The organism is Pseudomonas sp. OE 28.3, from assembly GCF_014268205.2.
Taxonomy (GTDB): Bacteria; Pseudomonadota; Gammaproteobacteria; order Pseudomonadales; family Pseudomonadaceae; genus Aquipseudomonas; species Aquipseudomonas edaphica.
In genome coordinates, this window is record NZ_CP077082.1 from 5,464,916 (window position 1) to 5,480,285 (window position 15,370).

Annotated in this window: 14 protein-coding genes; 8 read left to right on the plus strand and 6 right to left on the minus strand. The window is 60.6% G+C overall.

What is annotated here, in order from left to right; all coding sequences use genetic code 11:
* Positions 1 to 106 precede the first annotated feature (106 nt).
* A complete protein-coding gene (locus tag HU759_RS24535; protein ID WP_017139762.1) occupies positions 107 to 508 on the plus strand; it encodes a YbaN family protein in 402 nt (133 codons plus the stop codon).
* Positions 509 to 647: 139 nt separating this feature from the next.
* The gene (locus HU759_RS24540; protein ID WP_186617276.1) at positions 648 to 2,786 is read left to right on the plus strand and encodes a methyl-accepting chemotaxis protein; all 2,139 of its coding nucleotides are present in this window, start codon (positions 648 to 650) and stop codon (positions 2,784 to 2,786) included.
* A 119-nt stretch (positions 2,787 to 2,905) separates the two neighbouring features.
* On the opposite strand, the gene HU759_RS24545 is transcribed toward HU759_RS24540, so the two are convergent.
* Positions 2,906 to 3,469: an NAD(P)H nitroreductase gene (locus HU759_RS24545; protein WP_186617278.1), complete on the minus strand. Its 564-nt coding sequence runs from the start codon at positions 3,467 to 3,469 to the stop codon at positions 2,906 to 2,908.
* A 140-nt stretch (positions 3,470 to 3,609) separates the two neighbouring features.
* On the opposite strand from HU759_RS24545, the gene HU759_RS24550 reads away from it, so the two are divergent.
* From HU759_RS24550 to HU759_RS24560, 3 genes are read left to right on the plus strand one after another with little or no spacing between them, the layout of a single operon-like run.
* Complete coding sequence (locus tag HU759_RS24550) at positions 3,610 to 5,037, plus strand: di-heme oxidoredictase family protein (RefSeq protein WP_186617279.1); 1,428 nt, start codon at positions 3,610 to 3,612, stop codon at positions 5,035 to 5,037.
* A gap of 31 nt (positions 5,038 to 5,068) precedes the next feature.
* Positions 5,069 to 6,133, plus strand: a complete 1,065-nt coding sequence (locus HU759_RS24555; protein WP_017139758.1) for an imelysin family protein — start codon at positions 5,069 to 5,071, stop codon at positions 6,131 to 6,133.
* A 2-nt stretch (positions 6,134 to 6,135) separates the two neighbouring features.
* Positions 6,136 to 7,236, plus strand: coding sequence for a DUF1513 domain-containing protein (locus tag HU759_RS24560; protein ID WP_026013899.1), 1,101 nt, complete (start codon positions 6,136 to 6,138; stop codon positions 7,234 to 7,236).
* 53 nt (positions 7,237 to 7,289) lie between these two features.
* On the opposite strand, the gene HU759_RS24565 is transcribed toward HU759_RS24560, so the two are convergent.
* From HU759_RS24565 to colR, 5 genes are all read right to left on the minus strand, one after another.
* On the minus strand, positions 7,290 to 7,517 hold the full coding sequence (locus HU759_RS24565) for a hypothetical protein (RefSeq protein ID WP_017139756.1): 228 nt from the start codon (positions 7,515 to 7,517) through the stop codon (positions 7,290 to 7,292).
* A complete protein-coding gene (locus tag HU759_RS24570) occupies positions 7,514 to 8,233 on the minus strand; it encodes a lipopolysaccharide kinase InaA family protein (RefSeq protein WP_017139755.1) in 720 nt (239 codons plus the stop codon). The genes HU759_RS24565 and HU759_RS24570 overlap by 4 nt, the downstream gene beginning before the upstream one ends.
* A gap of 4 nt (positions 8,234 to 8,237) precedes the next feature.
* On the minus strand, positions 8,238 to 8,918 hold the full coding sequence (locus HU759_RS24575; RefSeq protein WP_017139754.1) for a class I SAM-dependent methyltransferase: 681 nt from the start codon (positions 8,916 to 8,918) through the stop codon (positions 8,238 to 8,240).
* Positions 8,919 to 9,107: 189 nt separating this feature from the next.
* Positions 9,108 to 10,388: a HAMP domain-containing sensor histidine kinase gene (locus tag HU759_RS24580; protein ID WP_017139753.1), complete on the minus strand. Its 1,281-nt coding sequence runs from the start codon at positions 10,386 to 10,388 to the stop codon at positions 9,108 to 9,110.
* Positions 10,378 to 11,061 carry a two-component system response regulator ColR gene (colR, locus tag HU759_RS24585; protein WP_003175870.1) on the minus strand — a complete coding sequence of 228 codons (684 nt, stop codon included), beginning with the start codon at positions 11,059 to 11,061 and terminating at the stop codon, positions 10,378 to 10,380. The genes HU759_RS24580 and colR overlap by 11 nt, the downstream gene beginning before the upstream one ends.
* Before the next feature lie 200 nt (positions 11,062 to 11,261).
* Between colR and HU759_RS24590 the strand changes: the two genes are divergently transcribed.
* The 3 genes from HU759_RS24590 to HU759_RS24600 all read left to right on the plus strand — a co-directional run bounded on the left by HU759_RS24590 (position 11,262) and on the right by HU759_RS24600 (position 15,272).
* A complete protein-coding gene (locus HU759_RS24590; protein WP_186617281.1) occupies positions 11,262 to 13,211 on the plus strand; it encodes an LTA synthase family protein in 1,950 nt (649 codons plus the stop codon).
* A 77-nt stretch (positions 13,212 to 13,288) separates the two neighbouring features.
* Entirely contained in the window at positions 13,289 to 13,984 is a 696-nt protein-coding gene (locus HU759_RS24595) for a response regulator transcription factor (protein WP_017139751.1), read from the plus strand.
* Complete coding sequence (locus tag HU759_RS24600; RefSeq protein ID WP_017139750.1) at positions 13,977 to 15,272, plus strand: ATP-binding protein; 1,296 nt, start codon at positions 13,977 to 13,979, stop codon at positions 15,270 to 15,272. The genes HU759_RS24595 and HU759_RS24600 overlap by 8 nt, the downstream gene beginning before the upstream one ends.
* Positions 15,273 to 15,370 lie beyond the last annotated feature (98 nt).

Consider the following 15,370-nt stretch of genomic DNA (forward strand, 5'->3'; position numbering starts at 1 on the left):
GAGTCGATGCTATCGCAGGCAAGCCAGCTCCCACACAAGCCAGCTCCCACATTTGAGCGGATTTCAGTTCGAATAATGTGTAACCCCTCAACAGATAAACTTCAGCATGACCGGCAAAACCCAATCCACCTCAAAAATCGCCCAGCTGCTCTTCGGCCTGCTGGCCTACGTCAGCCTGGGCATTGGGTTGGTGGCGATTGTCATACCGGGTTTGCCCACCACCGAATTCATCCTGCTGGCCGCCTGGGCGGCGACTAAAAGCTCGCCGCGCCTGAGCGCCTGGCTGGAAAACCACCGGCTGTTCGGACCGATTCTGTTCAACTGGCGCAATGGCAAGATCATCGCGCGCCGCGCCAAAGTCAGCGCCACCGTGAGCATGCTGCTGTGCGCCGTGTTGATGTTGGTGATGCTCGATCACGGCTGGCCGATCTACCTGGCGATTGCCGGCATGAGCCTGGGCAACCTGTGGATCTGGTCACGCCCGGAACGGCTTGCAGCCCCCGTATAACGCGGCGCGTAGTGCTTTTCCTACCGCTCATCGCCTTTCCCTCATGAAACATCCCGTTACGCCGATGTTCCGGACATAGCGCCGAATGGACTTGGCTCGCCCTGCTTGCCTTTCAACGAGTCCAATCGCGAGTGAACCTATGTTCGACACCCTCTCCATCCGCTTGAAAATCGTGCTGTTGTCGGGCCTTTGCCTCTTGGGGGTAATCGCGCTGATCGTCGGCATCAACCTCTACGAGGCCGATCAGAACAACCGCCTGGTAAGTGATTCAAGCTCGCGAATGCTCACTAACAGCGTGCAGAACCTGTTGCAGGCCAAGGCCGGCGAACAAGCCGTGCAACTGCAGAAAACCTTTGGCGAAAGCCTGGTAGTGATAACCGCGCTGGCCGATCACGTCAAAGACCTGCGTGCCCTCGCCAACAAACGAGCGCTGGAGCCCGGCGCATTGCGAGAAGAGCTCAACCAGAGTGTCAAAACCGCCTTTGAGCGCAACAGCAAGGTACTGGGCATCTGGCTGTCATTCGAACCCAATGGCCTGGATGGCAAAGACAGCGACTTCGTCAACGACAAAACCCGCGTCTCCAATGAAAAAGGCCGTTTCTCCAGCTACTGGAGCCGCGCTGGCGGCGAAGGCCTGAACACCGTGATGGTCGAGGATGACCTGACCAAAACCACCCTCAACCTCAGCGGCACGCCCTACAACATCTGGTACACCTGCCCACGAGACACGCGTACGGTGTGCCTGCTCGACCCGTATTCCGATGAAGTGGCCGGCAAGCAGGTGCTGATGACCACTATTTCGCTGCCGCTGATTGTTGATGGCAAAGTCATTGGTGTGGTCGGTATCGACCTGGCGCTCAATACGCTGCAGGCGATGACGGACGCGGCGCAAAAAGAACTGTTCGACGGCGCGGCGCACCTGGAAATTCTGTCCAGCACCGGTTTGATTGCGGCCTACAGCGGCCAGCCGGACAAAGTCGGCAAAAACCTGGTCGACACCATCGGCGGGGAAGGCAAGGAAATCGTGCAACTGCTGGCCAACGATACACGCACGATCCGTGAGCAAGATGACACGATCCGCGCCGTGTACCCGGTCAAGCCGATTGCCGACGCCAAGGCCTGGGGCGTTGTGATCAAACTGCCCAAGAACGTGATGCTGGCCGACACCTTGAAACTGCAAGACGTGCTCGACAAAGCCCAAGCCTCGGGCACGCTCAAAGCCTTGCTGGTCGGCGCCGCCGCGGCCCTGCTCGGCCTGCTGCTGATCTGGCTGACCGCCACCGGCGTGACCCGCCCGATCAACACCGTTGCGGCCATGCTCAAGAACATCGCCAGCGGCGAAGGCGACCTCACGCAGCGCCTGACCTACGCCAAGAAGGACGAACTGGGCGAGTTGGCAAACTGGTTCAACCGCTTCCTCGACAAGCTGCAACCGACCATTGCGCAGATCAAGCAGAGCATCACTGAAGCGCGTGGCACGGCGGACCAGTCCTCAGCCATTGCCCGCCAGACCAGCGAAGGCATGCAGGTGCAGTTCCGCGAAATCGATCAGGTGGCCACTGCCTCCAATGAAATGAGCGCCACCGCCCATGATGTGGCCAACAGCGCCTCCAACGCTGCCAGCGCCGCCCGTGGCGCAGACCAGTCGGCGCGCGACGGCATGTCGATCATTGAGCAGAGCACCCGCGACATCACCACCTTGGCCGAAGAAGTCAGCAAGGCCGTGACCGAAGTGGAAGCGCTGGCGGTCAACAGCGAACAGATCGGCTCGGTGCTCGAAGTGATCCGCAGCATTGCCGAGCAGACCAACCTGCTGGCGCTGAACGCCGCCATCGAAGCCGCACGCGCCGGGGAAAGCGGGCGTGGGTTTGCGGTAGTGGCCGACGAGGTGCGCAACCTGGCCAAACGTACCCAGGACTCAGTAGAGGAAATTCGCCTGGTGATCGAACGCATCCAGAGCGGCACCCGTGGCGTGGTGGCGACCATGCATTCCAGCCAACACCAGGCCCAGAGCAATGCCGGGCAGATCCATCAAGCGGTGCAGGCGCTGGGCAAGATCAGTGACGCGGTAACAGTGATCAGCGACATGAACCTGCAGATCGCCAGCGCCGCCGAACAACAGAGCGCCGTGGCCGAAGAGGTCAACCGCAACGTTTCGGCGATCCGCACCGTGACCGAAACCCTCACCGGCCAGGCCACCGAGTCAGCGGCCATCAGCAGCCAACTGAATGCGCTGGCGACCCAGCAGATGAAGTTGATGGATCAGTTCAAGGTATAAACCCGATCCTCAAAACAATGAAGCTCCCCTGTGGGAGCTGGCTTGCCTGCGATGGCGGTGGGTCAGTCAGTACATCCATGACTGACAGGCCATTATCGCAGGCAAGCCAGCTCCCACAATTAGACGCCAGTCCAGGCCTGAACAAACGCCGCTAAATCTTCTTTAGCCGCTGTACGCGGCGGGTTCTGCGGCGTGCCCAAATAGAGGAAGCCAATCACTTCCTCATCCGCCGTCAGCCCCAAGCCGTTAGCCACATGGGCCGAGTACGACAACTCACCGGTGCGCCACACCGCCCCGATCCCCTGCGCATAAGCCGCCAGCAAAATACCGTGTGCCGCACACGCAGCCGCCAGCAGTTGCTCGGATTTAGGCACTTTAAAGTGCTCTTGCAGACGCGCAATCACCACCACCACCAACGGCGCACGCAGCGGGCCGTTCTGGGCCTTGTCGATAGCGGCTTGCGGCGCGTCGGCGTCCTGCAGGCGTGCGGCTTCGGCCAGCAGCGTGCCCATCTGCTCACGGGCGGCACCTTCTACGGTGAGAAAGCGCCATGGGCGCAGTTGACCATGGTCGGGCGCGCGCATGGCGGCGGCGAACAGCACATCGCGCTGCTCCTGGGTCGGCGCCGGCTCCAGCAAACGCGGCACGGAAACACGGTTGAGCAAAGCGTCGAGAGCCTGCATTGGCCACCTCCAGAAAAAAATGTGCGGTCATTCTAGCGGGAATGAATCGGATTCCACCAAACGATAATTGCTCTTATTCAATCCGCCCTGCCCTGTTAGACTTTGCGACCCTCTTTTTCGCCTTAGTCGCAGGAAACCCGATGGTCCGTTCGCCTCTTCGTCTGTGCGCAGCATTGATGGCCTTGAGCCTGACCGCCTGCGACGACGCCCCCAGGTTTACCAAGGCAGAGCCGGGTGAATCACGAGCGGGCGGCGCGACGACGGTGAACAAGCGCGACCAGAACGCGTTTTCCCTGCCTTCGGCCAACCTGGCGCCCACCCGTCGCCTGGATTTCAGCGTCGGCAACAGCTTCTTTCGCAGCCCCTGGGTGATTGCGCCGTCCACCACCACCGCGCGTGACGGTCTGGGCCCGTTGTTCAACACCAATGCTTGCCAGAACTGCCATATCAAGGACGGCCGTGGCCATCCGCCGCTGCCCGACGCACCGAATGCGGTGTCGATGCTGGTGCGCCTGTCGATCCCGCCTGCGCCCGCCGATGCCAGGCTTATCGAGCAGATCGGCGTGGTGCCCGAGCCGGTCTACGGTGGGCAACTGCAGGACATGGCCGTGCCAGGCGTGGCGCCTGAAGGCAAAGTGCGGGTCGACTACACGCCCGTCAACGTGACCTTCAAGGACGGCAGCGTGGTCGAGTTGCGCAAGCCAAATCTGCAAATCACCCAGCTGGGCTACGGCCCGATGCACGCCGAAACACTTTTCTCGGCGCGGATTGCGCCACCGATGATCGGCCTGGGCCTGCTCGAAGCCATCAGCGATGCCGACATCTTGCGCAACACCGACGCAAAAACCGCCGACAAGGAAGCCCTCATTGGTCGCGCCAATTGGGTCTGGGATGACGCGCAGCACCAAACCGTACTCGGGCGCTTTGGCTGGAAAGCCGGGCAACCCAACCTCAATCAACAAAATGTTCACGCGTTTTCTGGTGATATGGGCCTCACCACGTCCCTGAGACCCTTTGATGACTGCACCGCCGCCCAAGTCGCCTGCAAACAGGCGCCCAATGGCAATGGCCCCGAGGGCGAGCCGGAAGTCAGCGATAACATCCTGCGCCTGGTGCTGTTCTACACCCGCAACCTCGCCGTGCCGGCGCGCCGTGACGTCAACACACCGCAGGTACTCGCCGGCAAAAACCTGTTCTACCAGGCCGGTTGCCAGGGTTGCCATAAGCCGACGTTCACCACGGCGGCCACGGCCGCCGAGCCTGAGCTGGCCAACCAGGTGATTCGCCCTTACAGCGACCTGTTGTTACACGACATGGGCGAAGGCCTGGCCGACCACCGCAGCGAGTTCAAGGCCGGCGGCCGCGACTGGCGCACGCCGCCGTTGTGGGGCATTGGCCTGACGCAGGCCGTAAGTGGTCATACCCAGTTTTTGCATGACGGCCGCGCCCGCAATCTGCTCGAAGCCGTGCTTTGGCATGGCGGCGAAGCGCAAGCGGCGCAGCAACATGTGTTGTCCTTTAATGCCGAGCAGCGTGCTGCGTTGCTGGCGTTCCTGAACTCTTTATAAGCATTGCCACAATTACAGTAGGGAGCTCGACATGTTCCGTCCCAAGTTGCTATTCACCAGCCTTGCCGCCCTCGCCCTCGGCGCCTGCTCGCCCCAGGACCCGCAGGCGGTGACCTCGGCGGCCATCGCCAAGCAAGTGATCCTGCCCACCTACAGCCGCTGGGTTGAAGCCGACCGCCAACTGGCCGTCAGCGCCCTCGCCTACTGCCAGGGCAAGGAAAGCCTGGAGACCGCCCGCGCCGACTTCCTGCACGCGCAAAAAGCCTGGGCTGAGCTGCAGCCGCTGCTGATCGGCCCGCTGGCCGAGGGCAACCGTTCGTGGCAAGTGCAGTTCTGGCCGGACAAGAAAAACCTGGTGGGCCGACAAGTCGAACAACTGGTCAGCGCCCAGCCGCAGATCGACGGCGCGGCCCTGGCCAAGTCCAGCGTGGTGGTGCAAGGCCTGTCGGCCTACGAATACATCCTCTACGACGCCAAGACCGACGTCGCCGACGAAGCCCAGAAAGCCCGTTACTGCCCACTGCTGGTGGCCATTGGTGAGCGTCAGAAAACCCTGGCCGAAGAGATCCTGGCAAGCTGGAACAGCACCGATGGCATGCTCGCGCAGATGACCAAGTTCCCGAACCAGCGCTACGCCGATTCCCACGAAGCCATCGCTGACCTGCTGCGCGTGCAAGTCACCGCACTGGATACCTTGAAGAAAAAACTCGGCACGCCGATGGGCCGCCAGACCAAGGGCATCCCGCAACCCTTCCAGGCCGATGCCTGGCGCAGCCAGTCGTCCCTGCAAAGCCTGCAAGCCAGCCTGGCGGCGGCGCAGACCGTGTGGGTCGGCGTCGACAACAAGGGCCTGCGCGGCCTGCTGCCGTCCGAGCAGAAGCCATTGGCCGACAAGATCGACGCCGCTTATGCAGCCTCGCTCAAGCTGTTCGCCAGCAACCAGCGCACGCTCAACGAATTGCTGGCCGACGATGCCGGGCGCCAACAGCTCAATGACATCTATGACAGCCTCAACGTGGTCCACCGCCTGCACGAAGGTGATTTGGCCAAGGCGCTGGGCATTCAACTGGGCTTTAACGCCAACGACGGTGACTGATGATGCTCAGGCGACAGGCTTTGGCGGTTGGCAGTGTGCTGCTCAGTGCACTCACTTTGGGTGGCTGGACGCTGTTCAAACAAAAGAAGCAGGCACCGCTGCTGCTGTCGGCACGCGATGATGCGGACGGCAAGCACTATGCCGTGGGTTTTCGCCTGGACGGCACGCAAGTGTTTGCCACCCAGGTCGGCCAGCGCTGCCATGACATCATCAACCACCCGATACTGCCGATTGCGCTGTTCGTCGCCCGTCGCCCGGGCACCGAGAGTTACCTGATCGACCTGCGTACTGGCACGCTGCTGCAAACCATCACCTCCAATGCCAATCGCCATTTCTATGGCCACGCGGTGATCCACAACAGCGGCGACTGGCTGTACGCCACCGAGAACGACACCTCCGACCCCGGCCGTGGCCTGCTCGGTGTGTACAGGTTCGAGGGCGAGCGGCTGGTGCACAGTGGCGAAATCTCCACCCATGGCATCGGCCCGCATCAAGTGTCATGGATGCCCGACGGCGAAACCCTGGTGGTGGCCAACGGCGGCATTCGCACCGAAGCCGAAAGTCGTGTGGAGATGAACCTCAACGCCATGGAACCGAGCCTGGTGCTGATGCACCGCGACGGCAGCCTGATCAGCAAGGAAACCCTGGACCAACAGATGAACAGCGTGCGGCATATGGGGATTGCCAGCGATGGCACAATCCTCACCGGGCAGCAGTTCATGGGGCCGTCCCAGGAGCGCTCCGAGTTGCTCGCGATCAAGCGCCCAGGGCAGCCGTTCGTGGCGTTCCCGGTGGCCGATGAGCAACTGCAAGCCATGGGGCATTACACCGCCAGCGTCGCCGTGCACAGCGAACTGCGTCTGGTCGCACTCACAGCGCCGCGGGGTAACAGGTTTTTTATCTGGGACATGGACAGCGGTGCGCTGCGCCTGGACGGACCGTTGCCCGACTGCGCCGGTGTAGGCGCTGTGGCGGATGGCTTTGTCGTCACCTCAGGCCAGGGCCGTTGCCGCTTCTACGATTGCCGCCAGCCGCAGTTGGTGGCCAAGCCGCTGGAGCTGCCCTCGGGGCTTTGGGACAACCACTTGCACCTGATAATTTGAGAAAAAAAAGGGCCTCGCATCGCAAGGCCCTTTTGTCGGGGGTGTGGAATCTTTCAACTCTGCGGCCTCATCCCTTGGGACATCCCGAACATGAACAACAGCAAGTCATGATCCGGCTTGGCCGCCACACTCGTCTTGGCAACACGTGGCAGCAGGCATTGCCCGCTACCCTGCGCCGCACTGAGCACCTGTGTGCGAGGTTGTTCCCACACAGCCAGCGCCAGGGCTGCAATGCCCAACGCGCCGACCAGGAACACACCTCGTGCTATTTCTAGCTTCATCTAGTTAAGCCCTTGATAGCGCTGCCAAACGCCGTCTCGTAAAAGTAGCTGAGTTTTTCCCAGTCGGTACTGTTCCACGACGAATGGCGACGCAGTTGCAGCATGTCATGGGAAGCGGCCCGATAAGCGGTCAACCGCTGGCGGCACTTTTCAAAATCCAGCAGCGCCACTTCCACGTTGGCCGAGTCGCCTTCGCCGGTCACTCGTACAAAAATGTGCTTGATGTACAGGCAACCATGTTGCCAGCGGCCCTTGTGCATGCGCGCCAGGGTGCCCGCCAATTCCTTGAGCATGCGCTCATGGAGCAACTCGCCGTACTGCTCACGGCCGCCGGCGGCGTACCAGTTTTCGATCTCGTCGAAACCGTCCAGGGACGCCGTGACCAACAAGGCTTTCCATTGGTGCTCGGGGTCACGGCGTGCGCCGCAGAACACCAGTTCCGGTACGCGTACATCCAGCGAACGCAGGCCTTTGAGGGCGTCACGTTCGCGCAACACGGTCGGTCGTCCGAACGGGTGAAGCCAACTGCGGTAGATATGACCGGTCTGACGCTTGCTGTAGAGCAAGCGGCCATTTGGGCTGACCACCCGCTGCACACCGCTTTCACCACCGCGTCGGCGGTTGGGTTCCTCGACCCACTCGCCCTGCTGACGCCAGAAAAAATCAAATCGTTCTTCGGGAGCTACGTGACTGCCTGATACGCACTCAACTGCCATCCTGTTACCTCTTACGCAATACATAGACTCGCCACATGGCGTAGAGCGGCATGAAGTCCAGGGATTCCTGGACCCGGAAACCGGCCTGCTCAAATTCTGCCTCGACAGTAGCAGCCGGTAACACAAACCGGTTTTGGTAACCTTCCTGCTCACCTTTCTTGCGACGCTTGGCTTCGGCGCGCTTGCGTTTCCACGCCTTGAAATTGCCATCCACCCACAACGAAATAATCACGCTGTCGCGGGTAACCCGCTGAAATTCTTTCAGTATTGCCAGCCTGTGCGCCGGATCACCAATGTGGTGCATCAAGCGCATGCAAAAAATACTGTCGACCGAGTTATCGGGCAAATCGATATCAAAGGCAGACGTTTGCAAAGGCCGTACCCGCTTCACCACCTCCGCCGGCTGGGCGACGGTGGCAACTTTCAACATCGACTCCGAATTGTCAGCGCCGATAATCACACGGTTGGGCTTCTCCGCCAACAATGGCCAGAACCGCCCGGCACCGCAAGGCAGGTCCAGCACCAGGCCCGGCTCACCCGCCAGGGCCAACGCACCGCGCGCCAATTGCTCGTCGCGTTTGTGGGACAGCCGGCGAGCCAGATTGTCCTGATGCTTGAGCAAATAATTCTGCGCGTGCTGATCGTCGTACTTTTCGGAAAAATCGAGCTTGATTGGGGTAGACATCAACGGATCTCCAGTAGCTGATGCTTACAACCTTAAGCAGCAAACTGTGATCAACAGGTCAACCCGTTGTGAAAAACTTGTCCTGTCCAACCCCATACATTTCAAGACTTTACAGATACAAGCAGTGGCATGGGGCCATCTTCGCCGAAAAGCGGGGTATCTGCCGCAGGATAGCGGCAGGGAAAGTACTCAGGGTTTGACCTGGCTCAACTCGACATGGAAACGGCAGCCATTGGGCTCCATAGTACTCAGGCTGACGCTCCAGCCCTGGCTCTCGCAGATGCGTTGCACCAGCGACAAGCCCAGGCCGAGGCCTTCTCCGCGCTTCTCGCTGCCGCGCACAAAGGGCTCGAACATCGCTTCACGCTTGTCCTCGGGAATGCCCACCCCAGAGTCTTCGACGATAAAGCCGCTCGGTTCCAGCGTGAGGCGGATAAAGCCCTGCTCGGTGTAGTGCAACGCGTTGCGCAGCAAGTTGCCCATCACCGCGTGCAAGAAGGTGGTGTTGTAGCGGGTATCCAGGGGATTGCCCGGGTTATAGATCAACTCAAGGCCCTTTTGCTCGATAGGCCCTCGCCAGATGCCGAGTAAGTCCTCCGCCACCTGCGTGACGTTGACCTGCGGCGACATGGCGGCATCATCGTGTTTGGCACGCGCCAGCATGAGGAAGGTTTGCACCAGCTCGCGCATTTCTTCGCACGCACGGGCGATTCGCAGCACTTGGTTGCGGCCACGCGGGTCAATAGCCGGGTTTTCCAACAGCAACTCGCAGGAACTGGCCAGTACCATCAACGGCGTGCGCAGTTCGTGGCTGACATCGCTGGTGAACAGCTGCTCACGGGACAAGGCCGCGCGCAGGCGGCCCAGGGTGGCGTCGAAAGCCACGGCCAACTCGCCGACTTCATCGGCGGCGTAGTCCGGAGCCAGCGGCGGCGCCAAGCCAAGCAATTGGTCACGATGGCGCACCTGGCGGGCCAGACGCACCACCGGCGCCATCACCTTGCGGGCCAGCACCCAACCAAGGAAAACCGCCAGTGCGAGGCTGAGCACAAAGCCCACCAGCACCACGGCAAACAGCACGCGCTCGCGCTCTTCGAAATCGCTTTGGTCTTGCAGCAACACATACCGTCGGCCATCCACCACTTCAACCATGGCGTGGTACGACAGCGATTCGCGGAATACTTCGTGAAAGCCCGGCTCCAGGTGCCGAAGGTCTTTGGGCAGCTCGAAATCCCCAGGGCCGCCGCTGAAGTAAAACAGCTGGTCGGGCTCGGGCCGGTGGCTCCAGTCCTCGACACTGTCCATCAGCAACAGGCGCTGCAGGTCGCCGCCCAGGCCGGCCGAAATCAGTTTTTCTTCCACCAGGTGCACGGTCGCAATGATGCCCATGGCGAAGGCCCCCGCCACCAACGCACTCATCAAGGCAAAGGCGATGATGATCCGCTGGGCAAGGCTTTGCTTAAACTCCATCACGGCCCTCGGCCAGGCGATAACCCACACCGTGTACCGTTTGCAGCAACGGCTTGGCGAACGGCTTATCGATCACCTGACGCAATTGGTGAACGTGGCTGCGCAGGCTGTCGCTGTCCGGGCAATCATCGCCCCACAGGGCTTCTTCGAGGATTTCGCGGCGCAGTACGTGCGGGCTTTTTTGCATCAACACGGCGAGCAGTTTCAGGCCCACCGGGTTGAGCTTGAGCAGGCGCCCTTCGCGGGTGACTTCCAGGGTATCAAGGTCGTAGCTCAAGTCACCGACTTGCAGGGCACGGCGCCCGCCGCCCTGGGCACGGCGCAAAACGGCTTCGATGCGCGCGGCCAGCTCAGACAAGGCAAAGGGTTTGAGCAGGTAGTCATCGGCGCCGGACTTGAAGCCCTGCAGCCGGTCATCCAATTGGTCGCGGGCGGTGAGCATGATCACCGGCGTATCGCGGCGGGCGTCTTCACGCAGACGTTTGCACAGCGTGTAGCCATCGATACCGGGCAGCATGATGTCGAGCACGATCAGGTCGTAATGCTCGGTGGCGGCCAGGTGCAGGCCCGACAAACCGTCCTGCGCGCAGTCCACGGTGTAGCCTTTTAGCCCCAGGTAATCGGCCAGGTTGGCCAGAATATCGCGGTTGTCTTCAACCAATAGAATTCGCATGGGCAGTGTCTCCGTACGCGGTAACGGCCTTGTTGGCTCGCGCAGCTTAAGGCCAAGTGTGGCTCAGGGATAGACCTTGAGGTCACGTCGATAAAGGTTTTCAACCAATTACATATTCCAACAAGTTTTTCACTATAGCTTCACAAACTGATTACAGTGTCAGGTCGAACATCGCGCCCATCGATATAAGGAATATGGACATGGGTTTTTTCAAAACAGCGCCTATGCGCTTTCTGCTGCTCGTCACCGCCACCTGGCTGGTGATTTTCCTGCTGACCCGCAGCGTGCTGCTGATCACCCATCTGGATGAAGTCGGTGGCAATTTGCTGCCGGTGTTTGGCGTGGGTTTGCTCTATGACCTGAGCTTCCTGGTGTATGCCGCCTTGCCGCTGGGCCTGTACCTGCTGCTGTGCCCGCCCGCGTTGTGGCGCCGCCGCGGCCATCGCTGGTTCCTGCAAGCGGTGCTCACCGTCAGCGTGTTCGCCATGCTGTTCACTGCGGTCGCTGAATGGTTGTTCTGGGATGAATTCGGTGTGCGCTTCAACTTCATTGCCGTCGACTACCTGGTGTATTCCAAGGAGGTGTTGAACAACCTGCTGGAGTCCTACCCGATCGGCAAGCTGCTCAGTTTGTTGGCGATGCTGGCGATAGTCGTGAGCCTTGCCCTGCGCAAGCCGTTCAATGCGGCGATGAACGCCCCGCTCCCAGCCATGCGCGGCCGCTTGCTGAATGCCCTGTGCCTGTTGGTAGCTGCCGGTCTGAGTGTGCAATTGATCAGCCAGAACAGCCCGCGTGCCCAAGGCGGCAATGCCTACATGAACGAATTGGCGAGCAACGGCCCGTACCAATTTTTTGCCGCCTTTCGCAATAACGAACTCGATTACACGCAGTTCTACAAAAGCCTGCCAACCGATGTTGTCGCCAAACAGTTGCGCGCAGAACTCAGTGAACCCAATGCGCACTTTATCGGCACAGACCCGCTGGATATCCGCCGCACTATCGACAACCCAGGCACATTGCGTAAACCCAACATCGTGCTGGTGACCATCGAAAGCTTCAGCGCCAAATACATGGGCAGCAATGGCGATGAGAACAACCTGACGCCCAACCTCGATGCGCTGCGTAAACAAAGCCTGTACTTCAATAACTTCTATGCCACCGGCACCCGCACTGACCGTGGGCTGGAAGCGATCACCTTGGCGATTCCACCCACGCCCGGCCGCTCGATCGTCAAGCGCATTGGCCGTGAAAGCGGTTTCGCAAGCCTTGGCCAACAACTCGGTGCCGTCGGTTACGACAGCGTGTTCGTCTACGGCGGGCGCGGTTACTTCGACAATATGAACGCGTTTTTCAGCGGCAACGGTTATCGGGTCGTCGACCAGAGCAGTGTGCCTGAAGCGGAAATTTCGTTTAAGAACGCGTGGGGCATGGCTGATGAAGATCTCTACCGGCAAACCCTGAAACTCGCGGATGCCGACTACGCCAAGCAGCAGCCCTTCCTGCTGCAACTGATGACCACGTCCAACCACCGTCCCTACACCTACCCGGACGGGCGCATTGATATCAAGTCCGGTAAAGGCCGTGACGGCGCCGTCAAATACACCGACCACGCTATTGGCGAGTTCCTCGACGCGGCACGCCAGAAACCCTGGTTCGATAACACGATTTTCGTGTTCGTCGCCGACCACACCGCCGGCAGTGCAGGCAAGGAAGACTTGCCGATCACCAACTACCAGATCCCGCTGTTCATCTATGCCCCCAAGCTGATCGAAGCCCGGGAAAGCGCACAACTGGCCAGCCAGATCGACCTTGCGCCGACCTTGCTGGGCCTGATCAACCTGAGCTACGAGTCGACCTTCTTCGGCCGCAACCTGTTGCAGGACAACCCGTTGCCACCGCGCGTGGTGGTCGGCAACTACCAGTATCTGGGGCTGTTTGACGGCAAGGACCTGGCCATTCTAAGCCCACGCCAGGGCCTGCGTCGCCACGATCAAGCCCTGGGTGAAAGCCAGGAGCTGCGTGTAGGCAGTGATGATCCGTTGATCCAACGCGCAATCACCTACTACCAAGCGGCCAGCTATGGCTACACCCAACAATTGCTGAGCTGGAAGGGGCCGAAGGAAGTGCCCCCCGCAATCAGCGTACGCTGACAGCTGCGCTCTGGCCCTTGCCTACCACAGGGCAAGGGCGTGACACTTGCGCCATCCTCCGGCGATGGCGCCTTTGCATGTCCGACTCCCTGTTGCTGATTGAAGATGACCGCCCATTGGCCGCGCTGACGGCCGAGTTCCTGCGCGCGGAGGGTTTTACCGTCGCCGTGGAGCACCGTGGTGATCGCGCCGCACAGCGCATTCTTGATGAAAAACCGGCACTGTTGATCCTCGATGTCATGTTGCCGGGCATCGACGGTTTTACCCTGTGCCGCCAGATTCGCGACAGCTACCCCGGGCTGATCCTGATGATGACCGCGCTGGATGAAAACGCCGAGCAATTAACCGGATTCGACGTGGGCGCCGACGACTACGTGGTCAAACCCGTCGACCCGCTGCTGTTGCTGGCCAGGGTGCGCTCGTTGCTGCGTCGTCACCGCCAGGCGCCCAATGCGTCTTATCAGTGGGGTGCGTTTCGGTTGGACCTTAATAGCCATTTCGCCTGGCTCGACGGTACGCCATTGCAATTCTCGGTGGCCGAGTTCGAACTGCTGGCGATTTTCGCCCGCCATAGCGGCGTGTTACTGACCCGCGAGAAACTCCTGCAAAGCTTACGCGGCCTGGAATACGACGGGCTTAACCGCTCCATTGATATGCGTGTGTCGCGCCTGCGCAAAAAGCTGATGACCCTGGCCTGCCCGGTGACCATCCAGACCATCACGGCCCAAGGCTACCTGTTTGTCGAAATCCCCCAGGCGGCCCAGCATGTTTAAACTGCGCCCCTGGATGGTGGCCGTGGCGGGCGCGGGCTGGACGAGCTTGACCCTTTATCTGTTGTGGCTGTGCACCAACGCCTCGGTGTTTGTCGGCGAGGACAGTTTTTTGCGTTTGATGGCCGGCCCAGGCTATTTGGTGGCCGAGCAGCTCAAAGGCTTGCCTGCCGAGAAACGTGAAGCGCGCATGGACATCCTGCGCGCGCACTTCCAGTACCCGGTAGAGCTGATCCCCTATGACGACGTCGAACTGCCGCCCGAAGCCATGGTCATGCTCGAACACCAGCAGCCGGCACTGAACAGCGACGAAGACATCAGCTACTTCCCGCTGGACGACGAAACCGTGATCCGATTCGGCCCTATGTGGGGCAGTGCCGAGGTAAAGGACCTGCTGAAATTTCCGATTTTCTGGATGACCGCCTGCGTCGCCGGCTTGCCGGTTTTGCTGTTGCTCGGCCTCGGTTTGCGTGCGTACCGACGGCATAACAAAGACCTGGCCACACTCAACACGTGCCTGGGCACGCTGGCACGCACGCCAAACGTGATGCTGCCCGCCCTGGGCAAGGAATGGACGCCGTTGCTGCTGACTTTGCAACAGCATGCGCGGGACATCAGCGCCATGAGCGAACGCCATCGCGAAGTCTCTCAAGCCGTCTCCCACGAACTGCGCACACCGCTGGCGCGCATGCGTTTCGCCCTTACGTTGCTGAGCAAGAGCGAAGACCCGCCGACCCGCGCACGCCTTCAGGAGCGCTTGCAAACCGATGTCGAAGAACTCGAAGCCCTGGTTCGCGCCAGCTTGGCCTTTGCGCGAATGGCCGGCGCGCCGACCGATTTGCAGCACGAACCCATCAACCTGCGTGATTGGCTGCACCAGGAGTTCGCCTTACTGGATGGGCACCACCGTCAATTAAGCCTGGAAACCGAGCCTGCACAGCTTGAACTGATCGGCGACCGTGCCCTGCTGCACTTGATCGTGCGCAACCTCTTGAGCAACGCCATCACCTATGCACGTGATCGAGTGTGCGTGAGCGCCACCTATCAGGGTGAGCAGCACTTGGTGCTGCATGTCGACGATGATGGCCCCGGTATATTGGCGGAGAACCGTGAAAAGATTTTCGAGCCTTTTGTGCGGCTTGCCATGGGCGGCGACGAACCTAGTGGCTTCGGCCTCGGCCTGGCGCTGGCCAAGCGCGCAACCCAGTGGCACCACGGTGAGTTGTCGGTAACCCGCAGCCCGCTGGGCGGCGCACGCATGAGCCTGATACTGCCGTTGCGCCCTCTTTAGAGCCATGCCTTTCAAGGTCTTTGGGCTGATGCGTTCAAGTAAGTCGAGTCAGAAATCGCACTGGAGAAAAGTAACCCGTGGCGAGCAGGCTTGCCCTG

Bases quoted from the DNA above. Each gene is read 5' to 3' on its own strand.
- HU759_RS24540 (WP_186617276.1), top strand. From the start codon at position 648: ATGTTCGACACCCTCTCCATCCGCTTGAAAATCGTGCTGTTGTCGGGC.
- HU759_RS24590 (WP_186617281.1), top strand. From the start codon at position 11,262: ATGGGTTTTTTCAAAACAGCGCCTATGCGCTTTCTGCTGCTCGTCACC.
- colR (WP_003175870.1), bottom strand. From the start codon at position 11,061: ATGCGAATTCTATTGGTTGAAGACAACCGCGATATTCTGGCCAACCTG.
- HU759_RS24570 (WP_017139755.1), bottom strand. From the start codon at position 8,233: ATGGCAGTTGAGTGCGTATCAGGCAGTCACGTAGCTCCCGAAGAACGA.
- HU759_RS24560 (WP_026013899.1), top strand. From the start codon at position 6,136: ATGCTCAGGCGACAGGCTTTGGCGGTTGGCAGTGTGCTGCTCAGTGCA.
- HU759_RS24565 (WP_017139756.1), bottom strand. From the start codon at position 7,517: ATGAAGCTAGAAATAGCACGAGGTGTGTTCCTGGTCGGCGCGTTGGGC.
- HU759_RS24595 (WP_017139751.1), top strand. From the start codon at position 13,289: ATGTCCGACTCCCTGTTGCTGATTGAAGATGACCGCCCATTGGCCGCG.
- HU759_RS24550 (WP_186617279.1), top strand. From the start codon at position 3,610: ATGGTCCGTTCGCCTCTTCGTCTGTGCGCAGCATTGATGGCCTTGAGC.
- HU759_RS24545 (WP_186617278.1), bottom strand. From the start codon at position 3,469: ATGCAGGCTCTCGACGCTTTGCTCAACCGTGTTTCCGTGCCGCGTTTG.
- HU759_RS24580 (WP_017139753.1), bottom strand. From the start codon at position 10,388: ATGGAGTTTAAGCAAAGCCTTGCCCAGCGGATCATCATCGCCTTTGCC.
- HU759_RS24555 (WP_017139758.1), top strand. From the start codon at position 5,069: ATGTTCCGTCCCAAGTTGCTATTCACCAGCCTTGCCGCCCTCGCCCTC.
- HU759_RS24575 (WP_017139754.1), bottom strand. From the start codon at position 8,918: ATGTCTACCCCAATCAAGCTCGATTTTTCCGAAAAGTACGACGATCAG.
- HU759_RS24535 (WP_017139762.1), top strand. From the start codon at position 107: ATGACCGGCAAAACCCAATCCACCTCAAAAATCGCCCAGCTGCTCTTC.
- HU759_RS24600 (WP_017139750.1), top strand. From the start codon at position 13,977: ATGTTTAAACTGCGCCCCTGGATGGTGGCCGTGGCGGGCGCGGGCTGG.